General features: G+C 36.2%; 19 protein-coding genes. 17 read left to right on the forward strand and 2 right to left on the reverse strand.

Features of this window, described 5'->3' with window-relative positions; genetic code table 11:
- Positions 1–125: 125 nt before the first annotated feature.
- From NTU58_04125 to NTU58_04160, 8 genes are all read left to right on the forward strand, one after another.
- Positions 126–839, forward strand: a complete 714-nt coding sequence (locus NTU58_04125; protein MCX6764856.1) for an ABC transporter ATP-binding protein — start codon at positions 126–128, stop codon at positions 837–839.
- Between the two features lie 41 nt (positions 840–880).
- Positions 881–2059, forward strand: coding sequence for an ABC transporter permease (locus NTU58_04130; GenBank protein MCX6764857.1), 1179 nt, complete (start codon positions 881–883; stop codon positions 2057–2059).
- A gap of 42 nt (positions 2060–2101) precedes the next feature.
- Positions 2102–2539: a DUF5666 domain-containing protein gene (locus NTU58_04135; GenBank protein ID MCX6764858.1), complete on the forward strand. Its 438-nt coding sequence runs from the start codon at positions 2102–2104 to the stop codon at positions 2537–2539.
- Between the two features lie 133 nt (positions 2540–2672).
- Positions 2673–3986, forward strand: a complete 1314-nt coding sequence (locus tag NTU58_04140; protein ID MCX6764859.1) for a trypsin-like peptidase domain-containing protein — start codon at positions 2673–2675, stop codon at positions 3984–3986.
- A gap of 111 nt (positions 3987–4097) precedes the next feature.
- Positions 4098–6800: an AAA family ATPase gene (locus tag NTU58_04145; GenBank protein ID MCX6764860.1), complete on the forward strand. Its 2703-nt coding sequence runs from the start codon at positions 4098–4100 to the stop codon at positions 6798–6800.
- Positions 6801–6807: 7 nt separating this feature from the next.
- Positions 6808–7518, forward strand: a complete 711-nt coding sequence (locus NTU58_04150; GenBank protein ID MCX6764861.1) for a S1C family serine protease — start codon at positions 6808–6810, stop codon at positions 7516–7518.
- Positions 7519–7521: 3 nt separating this feature from the next.
- Positions 7522–7803, forward strand: coding sequence for an acylphosphatase (locus NTU58_04155; protein ID MCX6764862.1), 282 nt, complete (start codon positions 7522–7524; stop codon positions 7801–7803).
- Positions 7804–7884: 81 nt separating this feature from the next.
- Positions 7885–8730 (forward strand): hypothetical protein, encoded by an 846-nt coding sequence (locus NTU58_04160; protein ID MCX6764863.1) that lies wholly within the window; start codon positions 7885–7887, stop codon positions 8728–8730.
- 60 nt (positions 8731–8790) lie between these two features.
- Here NTU58_04160 and NTU58_04165 read toward each other — a convergent pair whose 3' ends face one another.
- Positions 8791–8997: a hypothetical protein gene (locus tag NTU58_04165; GenBank protein MCX6764864.1), complete on the reverse strand. Its 207-nt coding sequence runs from the start codon at positions 8995–8997 to the stop codon at positions 8791–8793.
- 139 nt (positions 8998–9136) lie between these two features.
- Between NTU58_04165 and NTU58_04170 the strand changes: the two genes are divergently transcribed.
- From NTU58_04170 to NTU58_04180, 3 genes are all read left to right on the forward strand, one after another.
- Positions 9137–11212, forward strand: coding sequence for a beta-propeller domain-containing protein (locus NTU58_04170; GenBank protein MCX6764865.1), 2076 nt, complete (start codon positions 9137–9139; stop codon positions 11210–11212).
- A gap of 9 nt (positions 11213–11221) precedes the next feature.
- On the forward strand, positions 11222–11470 hold the full coding sequence (locus NTU58_04175) for a YbaB/EbfC family nucleoid-associated protein (protein ID MCX6764866.1): 249 nt from the start codon (positions 11222–11224) through the stop codon (positions 11468–11470).
- Between the two features lie 77 nt (positions 11471–11547).
- Positions 11548–12267 carry a hypothetical protein gene (locus NTU58_04180; GenBank protein ID MCX6764867.1) on the forward strand — a complete coding sequence of 240 codons (720 nt, stop codon included), beginning with the start codon at positions 11548–11550 and terminating at the stop codon, positions 12265–12267.
- A gap of 310 nt (positions 12268–12577) precedes the next feature.
- Here the strand turns inward: NTU58_04180 and NTU58_04185 are convergent, their stop codons facing one another.
- The gene (locus tag NTU58_04185) at positions 12578–12703 is read right to left on the reverse strand and encodes a hypothetical protein (protein ID MCX6764868.1); all 126 of its coding nucleotides are present in this window, start codon (positions 12701–12703) and stop codon (positions 12578–12580) included.
- Positions 12704–12940: 237 nt separating this feature from the next.
- On the opposite strand from NTU58_04185, the gene NTU58_04190 reads away from it, so the two are divergent.
- The 6 genes from NTU58_04190 (at position 12941) to NTU58_04215 (ending at position 22755) form a co-directional block, all read left to right on the forward strand.
- Complete coding sequence (locus tag NTU58_04190) at positions 12941–15622, forward strand: lamin tail domain-containing protein (GenBank protein MCX6764869.1); 2682 nt, start codon at positions 12941–12943, stop codon at positions 15620–15622.
- A gap of 73 nt (positions 15623–15695) precedes the next feature.
- Positions 15696–16427: a DeoR family transcriptional regulator gene (locus NTU58_04195; protein ID MCX6764870.1), complete on the forward strand. Its 732-nt coding sequence runs from the start codon at positions 15696–15698 to the stop codon at positions 16425–16427.
- Between the two features lie 104 nt (positions 16428–16531).
- Positions 16532–17032 (forward strand): sigma-70 family RNA polymerase sigma factor, encoded by a 501-nt coding sequence (locus NTU58_04200; protein MCX6764871.1) that lies wholly within the window; start codon positions 16532–16534, stop codon positions 17030–17032.
- A 78-nt stretch (positions 17033–17110) separates the two neighbouring features.
- The gene (locus tag NTU58_04205) at positions 17111–17932 is read left to right on the forward strand and encodes a DUF5667 domain-containing protein (protein ID MCX6764872.1); all 822 of its coding nucleotides are present in this window, start codon (positions 17111–17113) and stop codon (positions 17930–17932) included.
- A 267-nt stretch (positions 17933–18199) separates the two neighbouring features.
- Positions 18200–21541 carry a hypothetical protein gene (locus NTU58_04210; GenBank protein ID MCX6764873.1) on the forward strand — a complete coding sequence of 1114 codons (3342 nt, stop codon included), beginning with the start codon at positions 18200–18202 and terminating at the stop codon, positions 21539–21541.
- A gap of 161 nt (positions 21542–21702) precedes the next feature.
- Positions 21703–22755: a peptidoglycan-binding domain-containing protein gene (locus NTU58_04215; GenBank protein ID MCX6764874.1), complete on the forward strand. Its 1053-nt coding sequence runs from the start codon at positions 21703–21705 to the stop codon at positions 22753–22755.
- Positions 22756–22785 lie beyond the last annotated feature (30 nt).

Raw genomic sequence — 22785 nt, forward strand, 5'->3', positions numbered from 1 at the left:
AGAAGGGGATGCTGTAATTTCTCAAACCATTACTCAAACCTCACAACAAAGTGCGCAATCAAGTCAAAACGAGGGATTTCGTATGTTTGGTATGTAAATAGTCCTTATTGAAACAATTAATAAAAATGATTCAAGTTCAAAATATCACTAAAATTTATAAAAGTGGAAATGTTGAAACCAAAGCCTTAAACAATGCTTCTTTCACCATAAAAGATGGTGAATTTGTAGCTATTATGGGACCTTCCGGTTCCGGCAAATCGACCTTAATGCATATTTTAGGATGTTTAGATGTGCCAACCAGCGGAAGTTATTTTTTAGATAACCAAGATATATCAAAACTTTCCGATGATGAATTGGCGGATATTCGAAAAAATAAAATTGGTTTTGTTTTTCAATCTTTTAATCTTTTACCGCGGGCGACAGTTATTCGTAATGTCGTTTTACCGCTTGTTTATGCTGGAATTGAAAAAGAGGAAAGAGAAAAAAGAGCAAGAGTGTCTTTAAAAAACGCAGGACTTGAAGAGGCTCGTTTTAATCATCTTTCCAATCAGCTTTCGGGCGGACAAATGCAAAGAGTGGCCATTGCCAGAGCTTTAGTTAACAATCCATCTTTAATTTTAGCCGATGAGCCGACTGGCAATCTTGATACAAAAACAGGAGAAATTGTTTTAGAAACATTTCAAAAGCTTCATTCTGAATATAAACGTACTATCATATTTATTACTCATGAGCCTTACGTAGCTGAGCATGCAAATCGTATAATTCATATCCGCGATGGCGTTATCATGGAAGACGGTAGAAATCATAAACAACGCATTATTAATAATCATAAAATATGATTTTTTCAGATTTATTACAAGAAACTTATTCAGCAATATCTATGAATAAAGTTAGGTCAGGGCTTACCGTTCTTGGTATTGTTATTGGTATCGGTTCAGTAGTAGCCATGGTTTCTATTGGCCAAGGCGCTCAAGGACAAATTCAATCAAATATCGAGAGCATAGGGTCAAATTTAATATTGATATCGCCCTCTTTTCAAAGAGGAGTGGGGACCGAGGTACGTTCCTCCAGGGGCTCTGCTCAGACTTTAACTCAAGAAGACGCCGATGCCATTCAGGAACAAGTTTCGCTTATTAAAGCGGTAGCCCCGGAAAATTCAAGAAATTATCAAATTGTAGTTAAGGGTAAAAATACCAATACTCGGGTTGTCGGCACGGTTTCTTCATATTCGCAGGCAAGAAACGTTGAAATAGATATAGGAAATTTTATTTCTGACCAAAATGTTCAAAACTTAAAAAAGGTAGCGGTCTTAGGACCCACAACCCGCGATGATTTATTTGGATCGAGTTCAAATCCAATAGGCCAAAAAATTAAAATAAATAAAATTGATTTTACAATTATCGGCGTCACCAAAGCCAAGGGTGGTACGGGATTTGGAAGTCAGGACGATGTAATTTATGTTCCTATTTCTACTGCCCAGCGTTTTTTAGCCGGCGGAGATTATGTAACTACCATTAGCGTGCAGGCTCAGGATCAAAATTCAACAGCTCTTGTCAAACAACAAATTACAACGCTTTTGTTGAGTCGTCATAATATTTCTGATTCCACGCTCGCGGATTTTAGCGTATTAAATCAGTCCGATATTTTAGCCACCGCTTCTTCTATCACCAATACCTTTACCACGCTTTTGGCGGCAATAGCCGGCATTTCTTTACTTGTTGGCGGCATTGGAATTATGAATATGATGTTGACAACAGTCACTGAAAGAACAAGAGAAATCGGGCTTCGCAAGGCCATTGGCGCTAAAAACAAAGACATTAGCCTGCAGTTTCTTGCAGAAGCTACTACCCTTACTTTTATTGGCGGAGTTTTTGGTGTAATTTCAGGTTGGGTTATTTCTCTTTTGATTGCTAAGTTTGGAGGTTTAACTACAACTATCTCTCTTTCTTCTATTATTTTGGCTTTCGGAGTATCAGCGGCAATTGGAATTGGTTTTGGCTATTATCCCGCCCGAAGAGCGGCAGCATTAAATCCAATAGAAGCATTGAGATATGAATAAAAAATTTGTCGAAAAATTTATTAATCTAATAAAAAAATAATTATGAAAAAATATTTATTATTTCTAGTCATATTAACAATAATTGGAGCAGGAGCATTTTTTGGCGGAATGAAATATGCGGAAAGCAAAACCTCACAAAGATTTCAACAAATGGATGCAAATGGTTTTGGCAATCGAACAGGAGCAGGAGCTATTAATCGAACCGGTGGAAACAATAGTAATAATGGTTTTGTCACCGGAAATATTATCTCCAAAGACGATAAAAGTATTACAGTAAGTATTCGAGACGGCGGCTCGAAAATTATTTTTTATTCAGACACGACAGAAATTAGTAAATTTGTGAGCGGTGTTTTTAATGACCTTGAAGTTGGCAAGGTAGTTAGCGTGACTGGCAAGACAAATCAAGACGGTACTATTACCGCCCAATCAATCCAAGTAAGACCGGAAATGCCAAGCTTTTCATCAACAACTCAAAAATAAATAATTAAAATTTGTTTTTCGAAAACGATTCTCAGACTAAACTGAGGTTGCTAACTTTTACAGATCAATTTAGGTGGTTAAGCAGTATTGAGTTTGATATAATATAAAATATAAAAATAAAATATAATTTAATATGCCTAACAACAAATTAAATTCCTCTAAATCTTTTGACCCAATCAAAAATTTTAAATCTAAAATCAAAAGTAAATTAAAAAAATTTATATTAGTTGTTTTTTTACTCGTTTTATTTTCTTCTCTTTTTGGTTTTTGCGTTGGAATCGTTGCCAGCGGTTATTATTATTCGGAAATTAAAGATTTCCTTTCTAAGCTTAATATAGAAATTCCGGAACGCCTTATTACCTACAACGCTTCAACCACTTCTTATTTGCCCCAAACAACTCAAGAGGAAGCAGTGATAGATGTTGTTAACAGGGTTTCGCCGGCCGTGGTCAGCATTGTTATCAGCAAGGATGTTCCCATAATTGAGGAATATTATGATAATCCTTTCGGCGATTTTTTTGGAGAAGATTTTGGCCTTAGAATTCCTCAGTATCGTCAGAAAGGCACTGAGAAAAAAGAAGTTGGCGGAGGAAGCGGATTTATTATTTCAGAGGACGGAATGATTTTAACCAACAAGCACGTGGTTCTGGACGAAGAAGCCGAATATACTGTTTTAACCAATGACGGCGGTAAGTTTTCTGCCAAGGTTTTAGCCAAAGACCCAAATCAGGATTTGGCTATTATTAAAATTGAAAAAAAAGATTCTTCTTTTCCTAAGGTTCAACTGGGAGATTCTTCTAATGTAAAAATTGGCCAAACAGTAATAGCAATAGGCAATGCCTTAGGGGAGTTTCGGAATACCATTTCAGTTGGAGTTATTTCCGGCTTAGGCCGGACGGTGACTGCCGGCGGCGGGAGCTTTGTTGAAACAATTGAAGATGTTATTCAAACTGACGCCGCCATAAATAAAGGAAACTCCGGAGGGCCATTGTTAAATTTAAAAGGAGAGGTGATTGGAATTAATACGGCAACAGTTTTAGACGCCCAGAATATCAGCTTTTCCATTCCGGTTAACAAAGCTAAAAGAGATATTGAACAAGTAAAAAGTTCAGGAAAAATTGTTTATCCTTTTATAGGGGTTTACTACACTTTGATTACCAAAGAGCTTAAAGAAAAATATAATTTGCCTTTTGACTATGGCGCTTGGATAGGAAGAGATAAAACCGGCAAAGAAACCAAGGAAGTTGTTTTAGCCGGTTCTCCGGCCGAAAAAGCGGGCTTGAAAAAAGACGACATAATTTTAGAATTAAATAACGAGAAAATTACAACAGAAAATTCTTTAGCTGAGATTATTTTAAAATATAATCCCGGCGATAAGGTTACTTTGAAAATTTCAAGAGACAACCAAGAAAAAAACATTGATATCGTGCTGGGAGAGAATAAGTAGAATTTTAATCAAGATTTCTGAAATTTTTAACCCGCTAAACAATTTTAACGGCGTTGACTTTTGAGGGTAGCTTTGATACAAAGAAAATGAAACTAACTCTCAATTTTTTCTATGTACCAATTCATGAACGGTTCTGATTTTACTCATAAAGCCCAGGAAGCGATAGTTAACGCCAGATTTATCGCTCAAAAAAAGGGGCAGCAACAAATTGACGCTCTTCATCTTTTGTCCGCTTTACTTTCCCAAGAGGAAGGAATAATTTTAGTTTTGCTTCAAAAATTAGGAGTAGACATCGATAATTTAAAAAAAGAAACCGAAAAATCAATCGAAAAAATTCCGATAATCGCCACTCCCCGAGAACAAAACCAATTTTATTTGACCCAAGATATGGCTAAGGTTTTAGACAGAGCCAGGCAGGAAGCCGTTAAGATGGGAGACGAGTTCGTTTCAGTGGAGCATTTGTTTTTATCTTTGGTGGATAGCGAAAACAAAGCCAAAGAAATTTTAAATAAAACAGTTTTATTAGGTGATAATTTGGATTTTAAAAAACTGGACTACGAAACGGTTTTAAGAATTTTATCTCAAATCCGGGGCGGCCAAAAAATTACAGACCCGGAGCCGGAATCCAAATATCAAATTTTAGAAAAATACTCCCGTAATTTGACTCAATTGGCTCAAAATAGAAAATTTGACCCGGTTATAGGCAGAGAGGCTGAAATCAGAAGATTGATGGAAGTTTTGTCGCGCCGGACAAAAAACAATCCCGTTTTAATCGGAGAAGCCGGCGTCGGAAAAACCGCCATTGTTGAGGGATTGGCTCAAAAAATAGTCAAAGGATTGGTCCCCGAAAGCTTAAAAAGCAAACAAATCATTTCTTTAGACTTGGGGTCTTTGGTTGCCGGCACCAAATATCGGGGCGAGTTTGAAAACAGAGTTAAAGCTTTTTTAAAAGAAATTGAAGCTGCCAAGGGAGAATATATTTTATTTATTGACGAACTTCACACATTGGTGGGAGCGGGAGCGGCCGAAGGAGCAATTGATGCCTCAAATCTATTAAAGCCGGCTCTATCCAAAGGAGAGTTGAAAGCAATCGGGGCGACTACCTTGAAAGAATATCAAAAATATATTGAAAAAGACCCGGCATTGGAAAGAAGATTCCAGCCGATTTATGTGTCAGAACCTACGGTGGAAGACACCATCGCAATTTTAAGGGGCATTAAAGAAAAATATGAAGTTCATCACGGCGTCAGAATAAGAGATGCGGCGATAGTGGCGGCGGCGGAATTATCTTATCGTTATATTTCCGACAGATTTTTGCCCGACAAAGCCGTGGACTTGATGGACGAAGCCGCTTCCGGCTTAAGACTGGAAATTGAATCGGAGCCCATAGAATTGGAAAATCAAAAACAAGAAATTACTAAATTAGAAATAGAAAGAGAAGCTTTAAAGAGCGAAAAAGACCAAAAATCCAAAAAAAGATTAAAAGCCATTGCCAGATTTCTGGCCGATTTAAAAGAAAAAGCCAAATATATTGAAGGCCAGTGGTTGTCAGAAAAAGAATTGATTTTTAAGATTAAAAATTTTAGAAAAGACATTGATTTATTTTCTTCCCAGCTGGATATGAGCCAAACTTTAGACCTTCAAAGGATAGCCGAGATAAAATATGGAAAAATTCCGGAATTGGAAAAAGCATTAAAACTTTCTGAAAAAGAATTAATCAAGGTACAAAAAAAGCATCATCTTTTAAAACAAGAAGTAACCGAGGAGGACATTGCCGGAGTTGTTTCCCGCTGGACGGGAATTCCCGTAATCCGCCTTATAGAAGCTGAGGCTCAAAAACTGGTTAGAATGGAAGAAATATTGGCTCGCAGGGTTATTGGCCAAGGAAACGCGATTAAAGCGGTTTCCGCCGCGATCAGACGTTCAAGGGCCGGCATTGCCGAAGAGAACAGGCCCTTGGGTTCTTTTATGTTTTTGGGCCCTACCGGTGTTGGGAAAACAGAAACCGCCAAAGCTTTGGCTGATTTTTTGTTCAACGACGAAAGCTCTTTGGTAAGGTTGGATATGTCCGAATATATGGAAAAGCATACTGTTTCCAAATTAATAGGTTCCCCGCCCGGTTACGTAGGGTATGATGAGGGCGGACAGTTGACCGAAAAAATAAGAAGAAGGCCTTATGCTGTAGTGTTGCTGGACGAGATTGAAAAAGCGCATCCGGAAGTTTTTAACATACTTTTGCAGATTTTAGAAGACGGCCGCCTGACTGATGCCAAGGGCCGGGTAGCTTCTTTTAAGAATACAATTTTTATTATGACCTCAAACGTCGGTTCAGAGGATATTCGAGAGATGAGTTCTTTGGGTTTTGCCACGAAGTCTAACCAAGAAAGCCAAGAAAAATTAAAGGAAAAAGTTATGGAAGCCCTAAAACAAAGTTTCCGCCCGGAATTTTTGAATCGAATCGATGAAGTTATTATTTTTAATTATTTAAGAGAGGAACAGATTAAAGAAATTGTTGAATTGGAGCTGGCAAAAGTTGAAAAGAGGCTTCAAAAAAAGAATTTAAAAATAAAGATTTCAAAAGAAGCCAAGGATTTATTGGCTAAAAAGGGGTTTGACCCTCAGCTAGGAGCGAGACCACTAAAAAGAGTAATTCAGCAGGAAATTTTGGATCCCCTGGCTTTAAAGATAGTTTCTCGAGAAGTAAAGGAGGGAGACAGGGTGGTAATCGGGGCTGATAAAGAAAAAATCATCTTTCAAGAACCGAAAGAAATTTTTAAAATTGCGATAAAAGAAGAAAAGCTTTTAACAAAATAATTTTTAAATGGCCAAAAACGCTTTTAAAATTTTAATTATTTTTATTATCGGAACAGCCGGCGGTATTTTCGCCGACCAAATTTTCTGGCCTTATTTTATAGAAAGGCCTCTTTTTTTTGAATATAAACTGGATAAGCCTCCGATTTATATCAATGAAACCAAGCAAGTTTTTGTCCAAGAAAATGTTGCTCTTCAAGAAGCAGTGGATAAATTGGAAAAAGTCGTGGTGGGAGTCAGGACCGAAACTAAGAGCAAAAAAATACTCGAGGGCTCCGGTTTAATCATAACTTCCGACGGATTGATAATTACCTTGGCCGAGCTTTTGCCCAAAGAATCAAAAACTACAATATTTTTTGACGGAAAGGTTTTTTCTCCGAAAGTTCTTTTAACAAAAGATAAATTCGCCTTATTAAAAGTTAATGAAAATAATTTGCCGACCACCGGATTTGCTGATTTTGAAAAAATAAAACTAGGCCAAAGAGTTTTTTTAATCGGAGTATTTTTTGAAGGAATAAAGCCTCAAAAAATTGTAAACGAAGGGATAATCAGGTATTTGAATGAAGAAGAAATTAATACCAGTATTTTCGATAAAAAAAACTTACAGGGCAGTCCTATGTTTAACATTGAAGGTAATGTTTTAGGACTAAATATCTTTGACGAAGAGGGAAGAGCAACTTCTATTCCTATCGCAAAAATTAAAGAATTTCTCGGTTTTTAAAGCATGAAAGAAAAAGCAAGAGTTCATCTTTTTATTTCCGGAAAAGTGCAAGGAGTTTTTTTTAGATTAAACGCCAAAAAAAAAGCGGAAGAATTGGGAGTTTCAGGCTGGGCCGGAAATTTATCGGACGGAAGGGTTGAAATTTTAATTGAGGGAGAAAAAGAAAACATTGAAAAGCTAGTTAAATGGGCCCAAAAAGGCCCGTTATTTGCTAAAGTCGATGAATTGGAAATTGAGCAACAAGAGTTTAAAGGAGAATTCCATTCTTTTGAAATCAAAAGATAGTACAGCGTTAGAAAAGGCAAGCAAATAAAATTTTTCAGGAGATTTTCAAAAAATCGGATTTACAATAAAATAAATTAAAGCATGAAAAATCTTTATGTTTTAAATATCAATAAAGAGAAGGAGCCGTTTTCTTTTAGGAAAATATATAAATCAGCCAAGAAATCCGGCGCTTCTAAAAAAACAGCTCAAAAAATAGCAAGCATTATTGAAAGAGAGGCTTTTCCCGGCATAAAAACGATTGAAATTTTCAAAAGAGTGAGAGAGCTTCTTTCCGAGGAATCCTCTCAAACCGCTGTTTTTAAATTTTCCCTGAAAGAAGCAATGAGAAAGCTGGGACCAAGCGGTTTTCCTTTTGAGCAATATATCGGAGAGGTTTTTGAGAAACAAGGATTCAGGATAAAGCTTAACCAAATAGTGCCCGGTTTTTGTTGCAGTTATGAAATAGATTTTTGGGCCGAGAAAAAAAACCTGATTTATATCGGAGAATGCAAATATCGAAATTTATCCGAAGGCAAGGTTCATTCGGATATCGCCCTTTCATCTTTCGCCCGTTTTTTGGACATTCAAAAAGGAGGATTTTTTAATAAAAACGGATTTAGAAGTTTTAATATAAAAAACCTGATAGTTACCAATAATAAATTTACCAGCAAAACCATAAAATATGCCAAATGCACGGGAATTGAACTTTTAGGATGGCAATACCCAAAAAAAGCCGGCTTGGAAAAAATAATTGATAATCAAAAATTATATCCAATAACCATTTTGCCTTCTTTTAAAAAAGAGCTACTGGAGCTTTTGGTCCAAAAAAGAATGATGTTGGCCCAAGATATTTTTAGAAACGATTTTAAAAAGATTGTTCAAAAAAACAAAACAATAATGAGAAATTTTGAGCAGTTAAAGAGAGAAGCTGAAATATTGTTGGAATAAATTTTTAAAAAAACAAACCCCCTGTTTTTTAAAAAACAGGGGGTTTTTATTTTTCTTTATTTATTCGCTAAATTCATCATATTCATCTTCCATGTTTTCTAATTCATCAACTCCTTCTTCCTCCTCCTCTTCTAGCCCTTTTTCCTTTTCCCCGGGTTCTTCTGTCGGTTCCTCGGGGCTTTCTTCCGGCACGTCTTGTTCCAATCCTTCGTCCAAGTCAAAATCATTTTGGTTAACGAAAGGGTCGCGCGTTTTCTTTTTTTGCATATTAGGTTTTAACCCTCAGCATTTTTTTAAAAAAAGTTTCGACCTTTTTTTATTGGTTTTTGAAAAATATTCAACCAATTTGTTTTAGTATAATTAGTCAAAAGCTCTTGTCAAGACCCAAAACTCGGGATAAGTTTTAATGGCATTTTTTAAAAAATATGATATAAATAAGAAACAATTAATAATAAAAAAATTTATGCAAAAACAAATCAATCCTTTTTTAGCTTTTTTTATTTTAATACTTTTAGCTTTTATTGCGGGAGGATACATTCTTTTAGAGATTAATTATCCCGATGCTTTTAGTTTAGAAAATTTTTTATTTAAAAGAAATCCGCCTCCTGTCGCGACAACCACTCCAATTGTTTCTAATTTGGAAGAATTGAAAAAATTTGCCTCAGAAGAAGATTTTAAAAAATATTTGGAAAAATCAGAAATTAGCTATGGCTATTTAGGTTCTGCCCGGGCTATGGGCATTGGCGCAAGTGATGAAAAAATATCTTTAGAAGCGCCGTCGGCCATTAACGGGCTAGGAGGCGGAGGAGAAGCGCCGGAAAGAGTTTCCGAAACCAATGTTCAGGTTTTAGGAATTGACGAGCCGGACATTGTAAAAACCAGCGGCAAGGAAATTTATTATTCTTTGTCTGGTTATTATTCGGGGCCTGTTTTTTTTGAAGAAAGGTATATTGTTCCGCCAAAAGATACGGGAAAAACAAAGGTTATAAAAGCCTTTCCCCCGGACGAACTGGGTTTAGATTCTGATATAAAAGAAACGGGAAGCCTGCTTTTACACAAAAATATTCTGATAGTTTTTTCCAATAATAAAATTTTCGGTTACGATGTTTCAGACCCCAAGTCTCCAAAGAAAAAATGGACAAGCGAAATAGACGACAAAAGTTATTTTAAGGATGCCCGGCTTTATAACGATAAAATTTATTTAATCACTCAAACCATAATTAATGCTTCCAAGCCTTGTCCAATAGAGCCCTTAAGGGCCGAGGGGGTTGCTTTAACCGTAAAATGCGACCAAATTTATCATCCGACAGTTTCTTTCCCGGCTGATGTTACTTATAATGCTTCCGTTATTGACCCTGTTTCAGGGAAGATAGAAAAAAATATTTCTATTGTTGGTTCGTCTTATTATTCAATACTTTATATGTCAGATAAGGGAATTTATTTGACATATTCTTATTCCGGTAATCTTATCGAATTTTTCTCCAAGTTTTTCAAAGAAAAATGCCAGGACTTGGTGCCGAGCTGGTTTATTGAAAAACTGGAAAAATTATCAAGCTATGATATAAGCGATTCGGCGAAACAAACCGAACTTGACGTTATATTCCAAAAATATCAAAATTCCCTGAGTAATGATGAAAGCTTAAGAATAGAAAATGAATTCAGCAATCGGATGTCGGACTACTACAAAGAACACAAAAGAGAATTGGAAAAAACCGGCATCGTGAAAATAGGACTTGAAGATTTTTCAATCTTAGCTTCCGGCAACGTTCCCGGAAAGCTTTTAAATCAATTTTCTTTGGATGAATATAAGGATTATTTAAGGGTTGCGGTTACTGTTGGCGAGGGATTTTGGGGGATGGGAGGAATGGGCAGTGTCAGAGAATCGGCTAATGATATTTATGTTTTAGACAAAGACCTTAATATAAATGGCGAAATTAAAGACTTGGGACTGGAAGAAAAAATTTATTCAGCTCGTTTTGTCGAGGACAAGGGATATTTAGTTACTTTCCGCCAAATTGACCCGTTTTTCGTGCTTGATTTGTCTAATCCCCAGAAACCGAAAATGAGCGGGGAGCTAAAAATCCCGGGGTATTCTTCTTACTTGCACCCGATTACCAAAGATAAAATTTTAGGAATCGGACAAGAAAGTTCTCAAGTAAAAGTTTCCTTGTTCGACGTGAAGTCAGCTGAAAACCCGAAAGAAGTATCCAAGTACAATTTAAGCGAATATTGGTCTGATGTTCTAAGCACCCACCACGCTTTCTTGTTAGACACAAAACATCAGATTTTCTTTTTACCCGGAAGCAAAGGCGGTTATATATTTTCTTATAAAGATGACAATTTGAAAATGATAAAAGCCATAAGCGACATAAGGGCAAAAAGAGCGGTTTACCTTGATGATTATCTTTATATAATCGGAGAGGATAAAATCGTTGTTTTATATGAAATAAACTGGGAGGAAGTCAATGAATTGGATTTTTAATTTAATAATATGTTTGAAAAAATAAAACAATTAAAACAACTGAAAGACCTTAAAGATTCTTTGGAAAAAGAAAAATTTGAAATTGAAAAAAACGGCACGAAAATAACAATGAATGGAAAAATGGAAATTGAAGAAATCAAATTGAATCCGGCTTTGGCAAAGGAGGAGCAAGAAATAATTTTAAAAGATTGTTTCAACGAGGCTATGAAGAAAATTCAGATGATAGCCGCCCAAAAAATGATGCAAATGCAAGATTAGCATCTTTGATTTTCTCGGGTTTTTATTTATGGTAAAATAAAAATTGAAATCATTAAAATTATTGAAAAATTAATTTTATGTTGGAAAAATTAAACATGGGAGTGCCGACTCCCATAGGGCTAGCCATAATTTCTCTTCTTGCTATGTTGGTGGGCGGGCTTAGTATTTCCCAGTATTTTGATGTAAAAAAAGAGCAAACTTTTGAGGAGGAATTAAATTTTTTACAGACAAAAATTCAAGAAAAGAGGTTCGGGTGGGAAATTTATAAAAATGAAGTTTTAAAAATCCAGCTTGAATATCCCAAAGAAATTGTTTCTCTTTTGGAAGAGCAAAATAAAATATCTTTAAATCATTTTGTTGCTTTTGAGCATAACGACCCCTGTGATTTTAAGGGAGACAGTTTAAAGCTTAAAGAATTGGTTGATTTTAAGGTTAATTTTGAAATTTTTAAGGGAGGACTGGAAGAAGCGGTCAAGAACAATGAAAGCAAGGAGTTCTTTTCTGATTATTTTTTAAACAAAAAACTTAAGTTAGAACCCGGATTCATTGATGAAATTACGATTGGTAATTTGAATGGTTACCTTATAACTGAGGGAATCGAGGGTTGCGGCCAGTATGTTTATTATTTTCCGTTAAATTCGAAAAACACCTTGATTGTTTGGAGAGCCTTTGTTCCGGAGTTCCAGCCGATAATTGCGGATTACCAAAATAATTTGCAAATACCCGGCATTATTTCTCCGGAAAAAGAGGAAAGCCTGTTTAAACAAATATTTTCTACTTTTAAATTAATTGATTAATTGATTGTTTTTTAAAAAAATAGCCCAAGTATAACTAATCTTGGGATTTTTGATTTCAGAAGAATACTAATTTATAAGGTGCTGGAGAGTGAGATAATGGGCCAGAAAAAGGGCCGGCTCGAGATGGGATTCATAACTACCAAGGATGGGATGCACACTTTAAAAAACCTTCCCTTTTCTAGCCCGGATATAATATTATATAAATTTTATTTTTTGTCAATAAGTTCGTTGTAGGAGCTATGAGGCGCGAGTAAAGAAAAAAGGCCTTGGTGTTTTAATAAAAAACAACCAAGACCATGTGTTCGAAGTGCTATTTGAAGAAAAATTTCCCGTTTCTTTTTTCTACATAGCCTTTTTTTGCCAGCTCATCGGCTCTTTCTTCTGTTGTTACTCTTCCAATACCTTTACCTTCTCCTCTTAAGATTTCTACTTCCATTTTCCCTCCATTTGTGTAGGGAAGAGAGAGGGTTTTAGTTGTTCATTGAAAACCCCCTATCCTTATCCTACAGTTTGTAGAGAAATGATGGCAAATGAAGGCAAGCTCTGCTACAAGCTCTATTAATAAACCACCTCTTTCTCCACGTTTCTAATATACTGTTTTATCAATTTTTGTCAATAAACAGAATTTCCACTTGTGGTAATTTTTTTAAATTTGTATCATTAAAAAATATTTATGAAAAAGGTCATTTTACCGGCGGTTTTTGTTTTACTCCTATTTTTAGCGGGAGTTTTTTTGTTTATCGAGTTTAGGGAAGAAATCAGCGATAAAATAAAAAATTTTGTTTTTCAAAAAAACATTTTTTCTCCGGCAGCTTTAATATCAAGCTCTCTTTATTTTTCTGATAAATTTCTGCCAGAAGAACAGCTTTATTTTAAAGAATCAAAAATCAATGACTCAAGAGAAAAACCGTCAAAGGTAAAAACAGAAATTAATGATGAAGAGTTGAAATTATTAGAACTTCAGGAAATTTTAGACGATTTAACCGAAAAAGCCGATTTAATTGCTCGAGAAATAGAAGAAATGACAAAGAAAGAGATACTTAAAGACGAAGAACAAGAAATTTTAGAAAAAGAGATTGAAGACGAAAAAGATAAGGATAAGGAGCTTAAAGAAGAGCCGGAAAAAGAAAAATTTGAAAAAGAACAAAATAAGGAAATTGTTTTTTGCAATAAAATACCGGGAATCGGTTCTTTAAGAAAAACAATTATTTTCAACGAAATTGCTTGGTCGGGCACAAAGACTTCGGCTAACGACGAATGGATTGAGCTAAAAAATATTTCCAATTCTCCGGTTGATTTAAAGAATTGGCAAATTTTAGACAAAGCCGGACAAATAAAAATAGTTTTTGAAGAAAATCGGATTTTGTTCCCTCAAAGCCTTTATTTATTGGAAAGAACCGATGATAATTCAGCGCCCGGAGCAGCAGCTGATTTTATTTATCAAGGAATACTTAACGATGACGAAGAAGAACTGTATCTTTTTAATGATAATTGCGCCTTGGAAGATGAAATTATCGCAGTTCCTTATTGGCCGGCCGGTGATAAGATTGAAAAAAAATCAATGGAAAGAGGAGCAGATTTAAATTGGCACTCTTACTGCGGAGGACTTCAAAATGGAATTTCAGGAACGCCAAAAAATCAAAACAGTTTTTGTTTTTCAAATTCAGCCGGAGTTGGTTCAAATCCGCAGGCGCCCTTAGTTCTGGAGGAAAAATTTCCAAAAATTTTGATTACCGAAGTCCAAATTGAAGGCAATGAATCTTTTTTTGATTTTATTGAGATTTATAATTCCAGCACTTATTCTGTTGATATTTCCAGCTTTCAATTAAAGAGAAAAAGCTCCAGCGGAACAGAATATTCAATAAGAATTTTCCCGGAAGGCAGTGTTATTTTGGCTAAAGATTATTTTTTGTGGATAAATTCGGATTACGCTTCTTTCAGTCAAATTTTAGCTGATGTTTCTTCTACTCAAACCTTAGCCAAAAATAATAGCATTGCTTTACTTGATAAGGAAAAAAATATCATTGATTCTTTGGCTTGGGGAAGCAGCAGCAATCCATTTTTAGAGGGAATGGCCTTTGTGGAAAACCCTGTGGAAAACCAAAGTTTAGGAAGAAAATGGGATAAAAAAAGTCAGAACTATCAAGACACGGAAAATAATTATCAAGATTTTGAAATTCAAGATTCAAGCCCTAGACTAATAAATGAATCTCTAAACCAAGCGCCAACATCTTCTTTCGTTTTTTATTCTTCTTCTTCGGTCTTGGAAATAAATCAAGAAATTATTTTTGATGCTTTGTTTTCCACTGACTCTGACGGGGAAATCAGTATTTTTTATTGGGATTTTGGCGACAATAACTCGGCTACTACCGCTTTAGCTACAACTTCCCATTCTTATTCTACTTTTGGGGATTATTTGGTGAACCTGATGGTCGTTGATGACAAGGGCAAAATCAGCTTGCCCGCTACTCTTAGTTTGAGTATAGTTTTTTTAGAACCGATTTTAGAGATAGAGCCTGATTTTTTTGATTTTCAAATTGAAAAAGGGGCAACTAGTTCAGAAATTAAAAATTTAATAATAAAAAATTCGGGGAAAGGCGATTTAAATTGGTTTATTTTTATTGCCTACGCAACAGATACAACTCAGGTTGAATGGCTTTCAATAAGCTCAACCAGCAATATTCTTTTAGCCTCATCCTCTTTCAGTTTGGAAATTTCAATAATTCCCGATAGCTTAAAGGCCGGAGTTTATAGTGCGAAAATAAAAATAGAAAGCATGGAACTTGTCCTTAAATCAGTTTTGATTAATCTGGTTATTTTTAAAAATTTTTTAGCTCAAGATGTGGTAATAAATGAAATTGCTTGGATGGGGACAGAAGCCAATGCCAGTGATGAATGGATAGAGCTTTTTAACAACACCGAAGAAGAGATTGATTTAACCGGCTGGAAGATTAAGTCATCGGAAGGAAGTTCGGAAATCGAGCTTTCCGGGAAAATCTTAACCCAAAATTATTTTCTTTTGGAAAGAACCGACGACCAAACCATTTCCAATATTAAGGCTGATCAGGTTTATACCGGTGCTTTGGGAAACGACGGAGAAAAATTAGAACTAAGAGATGCTAGCAATAATTTAATTGATTTTATTGATTGTTCTTCGGGTTGGTTTTTTGGCCAGAATCAGAAAATAGGGGACGAGTGGACGAGAGCGTCTATGGAAAGAAAAAATCCAAAAAATTCCGGAAACGATTTATTAAATTGGGCAACAAACGATGGATTAAATATTATTGGCGAAGACGCGGAAAGTAATTATATTTTAGGCACCCCTAAGCAGCAAAACAGCGCTTATCTTCCCTGAAAAATAGACAGTTTTTCACAATTGACTTTTAAGCAAAATCCCATTAACATTACTCAGAAAAGGTTTTTAAAAAATGGACAAAAATTATTTTATTAAACTTACTTTAAATCTTTATCGGTTGACTTTGCTTTTTCCCAAGAAGGACCCTTTGAGATATAAAATGAGGGAGTTGGGCGTTGAAATTTCGGCCAGCTCCATTTTAATTTTTGAAAAAGATTTTTTGTCTTTCGAGGATTTGCTTTCAGAAACAAAAGAACAAATCGAAATTTTAGATTGTTTTTTCGAGGTGGTAAAAAATTTAAACTGGGTGAGTGTTGAAAAAATCTTTGAGATTCAAAAAGAATATGATAAAATAAAAAAAGAGTTAACCGAATTTTTATTTGAAAAAGAAAAACAGCTGAATTTTGATTTAGTAAAAAATATACAATCAGAAGAAAAAACGATCGAGGATAGGGCTGTGGAAAACTCTTTTTTTAATTTAGAAACAAAAAAGGAAAAAGATTTAGAAAAAAAAATAATCTCAATGGATAAGGATTTGATTGGAGCTGAAGAATTTGTTAAAATTGAAGATTCTGTTTCTTTGGCAGAAAGAAAAGTTTCTTCTTTTGAAAATCCTTTTCAGGGCAGAAAAGATAAAATTTTGGAAATTTTAAAACAAAGAGAAAAAGCCCAGGTCGGTGATTTTAAAGAAGTTTTTCCCGAAGTCAGCAAAAGGACATTGAGAAGAGATTTTAAATCTTTGATGGAAGAAGGATTGGTAGAGAGAATGGGTGAAAAAAGCGAAACATTTTATAAGATTAAGTGATAGGACAGATAGTTAGGACATAAAATATATAGGACAAAAAGATTATGTCCTATGTAAATTAAATTGTTTTTTGAGAAAAAATTTCGTATAAAATAAATAAACAAATGCAAAACCCAAGAAAAGAATTTAGTCAGCTTTACGACAATTATATAGACAAAATTTATAGGTTTATATTTTTAAAAGTCAGTTCAATAGAAGTGGCTGAAGATTTAACTTCAGAAACCTTTTTGCGGGGTTGGGAGGTTTATGAAAACAGGGCCGATACCTTGGAAAATCCCCAGGCATTTTTGTATCAAATTGCCCGTAATTTGGTAATTGACCATTATCGGCAAAAAGGCAAGAATCAATCAATTTCAGCCGACCAAACTCCTTTAATCGACCCAAGAATGAATTTAGAAAAAAGCGCTGAAAAAAACTCGGATTTAATGAATATCCGCCACGCTATCACTGACTTAAGAGACGACTATCAAAACGTTCTTATTTGGCACTATTTAGATGATTTTTCAATAAAAGAAGTGGCTAAATTAATGGATAAATCCGAGGAAAATACCAGGGTTTTGCTTCATCGGGCATTGAAGTCCTTAAAAAAAACCATTCAAAGCTAAATTCGGACATCCGATATTATATCCGATATTCCTTTAAAATAAGTGTAATAAACAGCACTTTTTTCCGTCATAATTATAATGAGGTCTGATATTCAATTAATTAAGAAAATAACCGAACTCAAGGCCATAAAACCCAGAAATGAATGGGTTATTTTGATGAAAAAAAATATATTGGCAGGGGAGCCGAATGCTCAATTAATCAAGAAAATAGTTGGGCTTAAAGCTATAAAACCCAGAGAAGAATGGGTTGTTTTGACTAAAAAAAATGTATTGGGATGGGAGCCGAAATTTGGTTTAAGTTTTATTTTTAAGCCCGCTTTTGCGAGCTTGGTTGTGATTTGTATGCTTGGAGGAATAGGGGTTTTTGCTAAGAGTTCCTTGCCTGGCGATTTACTTTATCCTGTTAAGAGAGTCGGGGAAAAAGTCGTTGTTTCTTTAATGCCGGAAAAATCAAGGTCAAACATCCAGCTTACGATTGCCAATGATAAATTAGAAAATATAGTCAAGGCGGTGGAGACTAATCAACCTAAAAAGATAATTCCCATAGTTAAGGAATATCAAGCAAATGTTTCGGAAGCAGCCCAGAATTTGAAAAAAGTAGCCAAAGCTGACATAAAAGACATAAAAGAAATTGTTCAAACCAATCAAACATTAGAAGAAAATAAGAAAAAAATAGAAGAGGTTTATGGAGTTCTCTTGGGAGACAACAAAGACCTAAACGAAGAAATAGACAGAGAAATGAATGATTTGGTTGAAACTTTTAATAATGCTACTTTTTCTCAGTCCCAACAGGCAATTTTAGATCAGCTTAAAGAAGATTTGAAAAATAAGAATTATCCGGAAGTTTTCGATAAAATTGAATTATTGTTGCAAGCATTGCCAAGCAATCAGGAGAAATAGAACGAATTCTTGAAACTGAAAGAACATTTTGGTATCATTTTCATTTAACCATTGGAAAAATCGCTTTACTCTTCGCGACTATTAGCTAAAGTCGTGAAGAAAAAGTCGTTATAAAAGGTCGAAAAACAAAAATACGACTTTGGCGATTAGAGTAAAATAATTAATAAGAATTCCTTGTTCTCTAGGACAAAAAAATAATTAAAAATTCCTAGAGAGAGGTCGACATAGGAATCAATAAAAATAACATTAAATATATACGAATAAATTATGCCTAAAAAATTAATTGCGATTGCTTTAGTTTTAGCCGCGTCATTTGTGATTGCTGCTCCTACTAAAGCCTTAACATTGCAAGAACAAATCAATGCTTTATTGGCTCAGATTCAGTTATTGCAAAATCAATTAGCTCAAGCTGGCGGAGGAACTGGTGCTGTTAGTTGTTCAATTACCAGTTTTACCAGCAACCTTAGCCAAGGAGCAACAGGTGATAGTGTAAAATGTTTACAAATCATCTTGAACGCGAGTGCTGATACCCAGGTAGCTCAAAGCGGAGTTGGCGCTCCGGGAAGCGAAACCACTTACTTTGGTGCTTTAACCAAGGCAGCGGTTGTCAAATTCCAGAATAAATACGCCAGCGAAGTTTTGACTCCATTGGGATTAACTTCAGGAACAGGTTTTGTTGGCGCTGCAACCAGAGCCAAATTAAACACCATGATTGGAACCAGTGGAACTGGTGGAATAGTTATACCGCCAATAACCGGATCTGCTCTCGGTGTATACTTGGCCGCTGACACCCCTGCTTCTGTTAACGTTGCTGCCGCAGCTAATGCTTACTTCACAAAGTTAAGCCTTTCTGCCGGAAGCAATGATGTGTCAATCACGAAATTATATGTAATTCATTCAGGTTTAAGCGCTTATACTGACCTTGAAAACGTCAAGATTGTTGACATGAACGGCGTTTACCAGGGAAGCGTAGGTAGCTTTAATACTGACCATCGAGCAGTCATAACTTTCACTCCTGCTTTAGTAATAAAAGCCGGACAAACCCAGAGTTATTATATCAGAGCCGGGTTTATTACCGGAACTACAGCCGGTAAAACAGCAGCCTTAGGCATTGCCGCTAAAGGCGACATTGTTTCTAATGCTGCAGATGTAACGGGTAGTTTCCCAGTTACGGGAAATGCCATGTCTGCTATAAGTTTGACTATCGGTAGCGTTGTTTTTTCTCAGGATGGCACTGTTGCCGACTCTAAACCCGATGCAGGCGACACAGATGTAGTGCTTAACACCTTTAAAGCAGAGGTAGGCTCCACGGAAGACGTTACCATTGAGCAGATTACTGCTATAAAAGCAGGTACTGCTGCTTTAAGCGATACTAATAATATAGAATTATACGATGTTACGGCTGGAAAGACCTTGGGCACAGTAGCTGCTTGGAATGCCGAGGGCAGAGCCAGTTGGTCTAATTTGGGAATTGTTGTGAAGAGAGGAGAAACCCACCGATTTAAAATAATGGTGGACATTATCAGCGGATCCAGTTTAACCGTAAACGCTGATATTATTGATGGTACTGATGTGTTGGTAACTGTTAAGGGAAATTCCTACGGTTTCTATGTAACGCCTACTGGTCCTGCTGCAAACTGGACTACAAGTTATAGAGGTATGGGTGGAAACAACCAGACCATTAACGCAGGCGCACTTACTATATCTAAATCCACAGTTACTCCAGCTACGGGCAATATTGCTCCATCCAGCGACCAAAAATTAACAGTTTTTGACTTTGCAGCCAAAGGCGAAGAAATTAAAATTTCTAGTCTTACTCTTACTTTCACCACTACTACTTTTGATTCTGATCAAATTACCAATATTAAAGTTTATGATGAAAATGATAATATCGTAGCTGGCCCCAAAGACCTTGCCGGAGTAGCTGCAGTAGCTTTCACTGATACTTTTATTGTTCCTGTTGGAACTCATAAGTATACAGTAAAGGCTAAAATAGCCAGCGATTCGAGCACAGGAGACACCGTAAAGGTTGGAATAGCTGCTCCCGGCACCGATGTTGTTGCTACAGGAATGACCACCCATGACTCAATTACTCCTACTCCTGCTGCGACTGCAGTAAACGGCAATGTTCAAACAGTTGCTGCCGGCGACTTAGTAGTAACTACTCTTTCTCAGCCTGTTGCCAGAACTATAGCAATAGGGATACACGACTTTGTCTGGATGACAGCCAATTTAAATGCCGGTGCTTCCGGTGAAGATGTTTCAGTTACTGCTATAACAGTATTAGATACTGCATCTTCTACTGATGGTTTAAGCGATATTGACAATGCCGAGCTTTGGGCTGATTTGACTTCAGCTAATAGTGAGCGCGGTGATATCTATGAAACCAAGATAACCGATACAGAACAGCCAGCCACCACTTCTGCTTCAACTTATGCCTTTACTTTGACTAGCCCTCTTAAGATTGCCAAGGGCACCTTTGTAAAGATTGCTTTTGTGGCTGACTTATCTACCGGTGCAGCTCAAAAGGATGAACACACAATAAATGTAAACCCCGCAGAGAATAGTGTAACTGCCGCCGGAGTTGATACTGGCGCGACAATTACCGTTGCCGCACCTACTGGTGGCGGTCAGAAGATGACCACGAAAACAAGCGGTCTTATAACACTAACGATTGACCCCTCTTCACCTTCGACTGATATTGTTCTTGACGAAACCGATATGGTAACCTTAGCTGTCTTTAAATTAGCAGCTGATAATGTTGAAAACTTTGACTTAGACGCTGTTAAGATTAATAACGCTGGTGTACACGACGGAATAGATACTTTCTACTACTATGCCGGTAAAAGCACTCTTACCTTACTTGGAACAGCCGTAGGCGGTGAGACAGCTGAAATACAAGTACCCGATGGTTTGGTAACCATTCCCGCCAACGACTATACTTTACTGACCATAAAAGGTAAGACCGCTAATGTTGACGGAACAGCTGTTGTAAACGGCGACGACATCAACATTTCCATTCAGGCACTTGCTGACATAGACTTTACTGGTTTAGCTTCTGGTGCAGCGGTCAACCCATCCGCGACTACAGTTACTACTGTTGCCGCTGTTCATAACTTATACGAGAGTTATCCGAAATTCAGTGTTGACGCCGCTTCTCCTTCAGGCACTTTAATCCCAGGCGCTCAGACCTTGCTAGCCATTTTTGACATTAAAGCCATGGGAAACAAAGACATAACCTTTACTACAACCACAGTAAGCAACGCGTTATACTTCCAAGTAGCCAACTCCTTAAATAATAGTGTTTGGCTAACATTTAAAGATCAGGATGGTAACCTGTTAGATCCGATTATCTGGGCTTCTAACACTAATGTTACGTTAAACTTTGCTACCAAAGACTTTGTTATTCCAGCCGGAGAAACCAGAAAATTGTATGTTTATGGAAGTACCACAGAATATACTGCCGCAGGAAAAAGTTTGCAGGTTTGGCTAGATGATGGCGGAACACAGATAGATTGGAGCATTAACTACGATGCTGTCGGAGGTTACGGTGAAGAAGCCATACTCTTCAAGGGTGATATCTATGCCGGTGCTCTAGTAAAGCCTTAATAGATTATCAGGAATGAATCCATCCGCGCATTCTTTCTTGTGGGAGATTGCGTGAGGTGAACTGGAACTCCCCGATTTTTATCGGGGAGTTCTTTTTTATTTGACAGGATTTTTTTTATTTTAGATAATTAAAGCAATATAAATTAATTTTAATATTTAAAATGTTTCATAAAAAAATATTAATTTGTTTTTTTGTAATTGTCGCGGTATTTTTATTTTTTTCAATTTTAAAAACTGCGGAAGCAACAGTTGATACGACCGGAGAAGTTTTTGTCACGGCCCAAGACGGCGGGAAAACCAGCGTTATGACTGATGAAGAAACAGGGGCTTCAATAGAGTTGCTGCCCTTTGCCATAGATTCCAACGCTACCTTAAAAATTAATTTAAAATACAGGACAGACCCCTTGTTTTCCAGCCAAATAAGCGCAATTCCGTTAGAAAAAAATATTATCGGAAGATATTTTTATAGTTTTACCGCCATTGTTTGGGGCACGGAAATAGAAAGTTTCAACAAGCCGGTTATTTTAAATTTAACTTACAAGGACAATCAAATCGAAACGCTTGATGAGTTAACTCTATCTATAAATTATTGGGACTCAATTTCTTCTAAGTGGGTCGCTTTGGCTAGCGCAGTTGATTCCAGTAATAATATTTTAACTGCCACTACCACCAATTTGAATTATTTCCGGCCGACCGCCACTGCCGATAAAATATCTTTATTTACTATTTTTGGCGAAGCTAAAAAGCCAGAATCAACAACAACTGAAGAACTGGTTCAAGAAAAAGAGCCGGAAATTCCGCCAACCAGCCAAGAGAAACCAATCAGCCAGATGACCATTGAAGAATTACAAAAAAAGATTATTGAAGTTTTGAATCAGGTCAATGTTTTGAAAACCCAGCTCTCTGAAATTAAAGTCAAAAGTATTTATGAAGGAATTCCCGATAACTTTGCTTTTAAAAATAATCTTAAATACGGCCAAAATTCAGAGGAAATAAAATATCTCCAAATTATTCTTAAAAAGGAAATCGGTTCTCCTGATTATCCCGAAAGTCTCTCTGTTACCAATTGGTTCGGTCCCATTACCCGCCAATGCGTTATAAGATTTCAGGAAAAATATTCTTTTGAAATTTTAAAACCTTTGTTTTTGGAAAAAGGAACAGGATTGGTGGGGGAAAAAACAAGAGAAAAACTCAATTATTTATTGGGGAAATAGTCTTTTTTAAAAAAGAAGGGAGAAAGCAGC

The sequence above is a fragment of the Candidatus Nealsonbacteria bacterium genome, from assembly GCA_026396195.1.
GTDB lineage: Bacteria > Patescibacteriota > Minisyncoccia > Minisyncoccales > JAGGXC01 > JAPLXH01.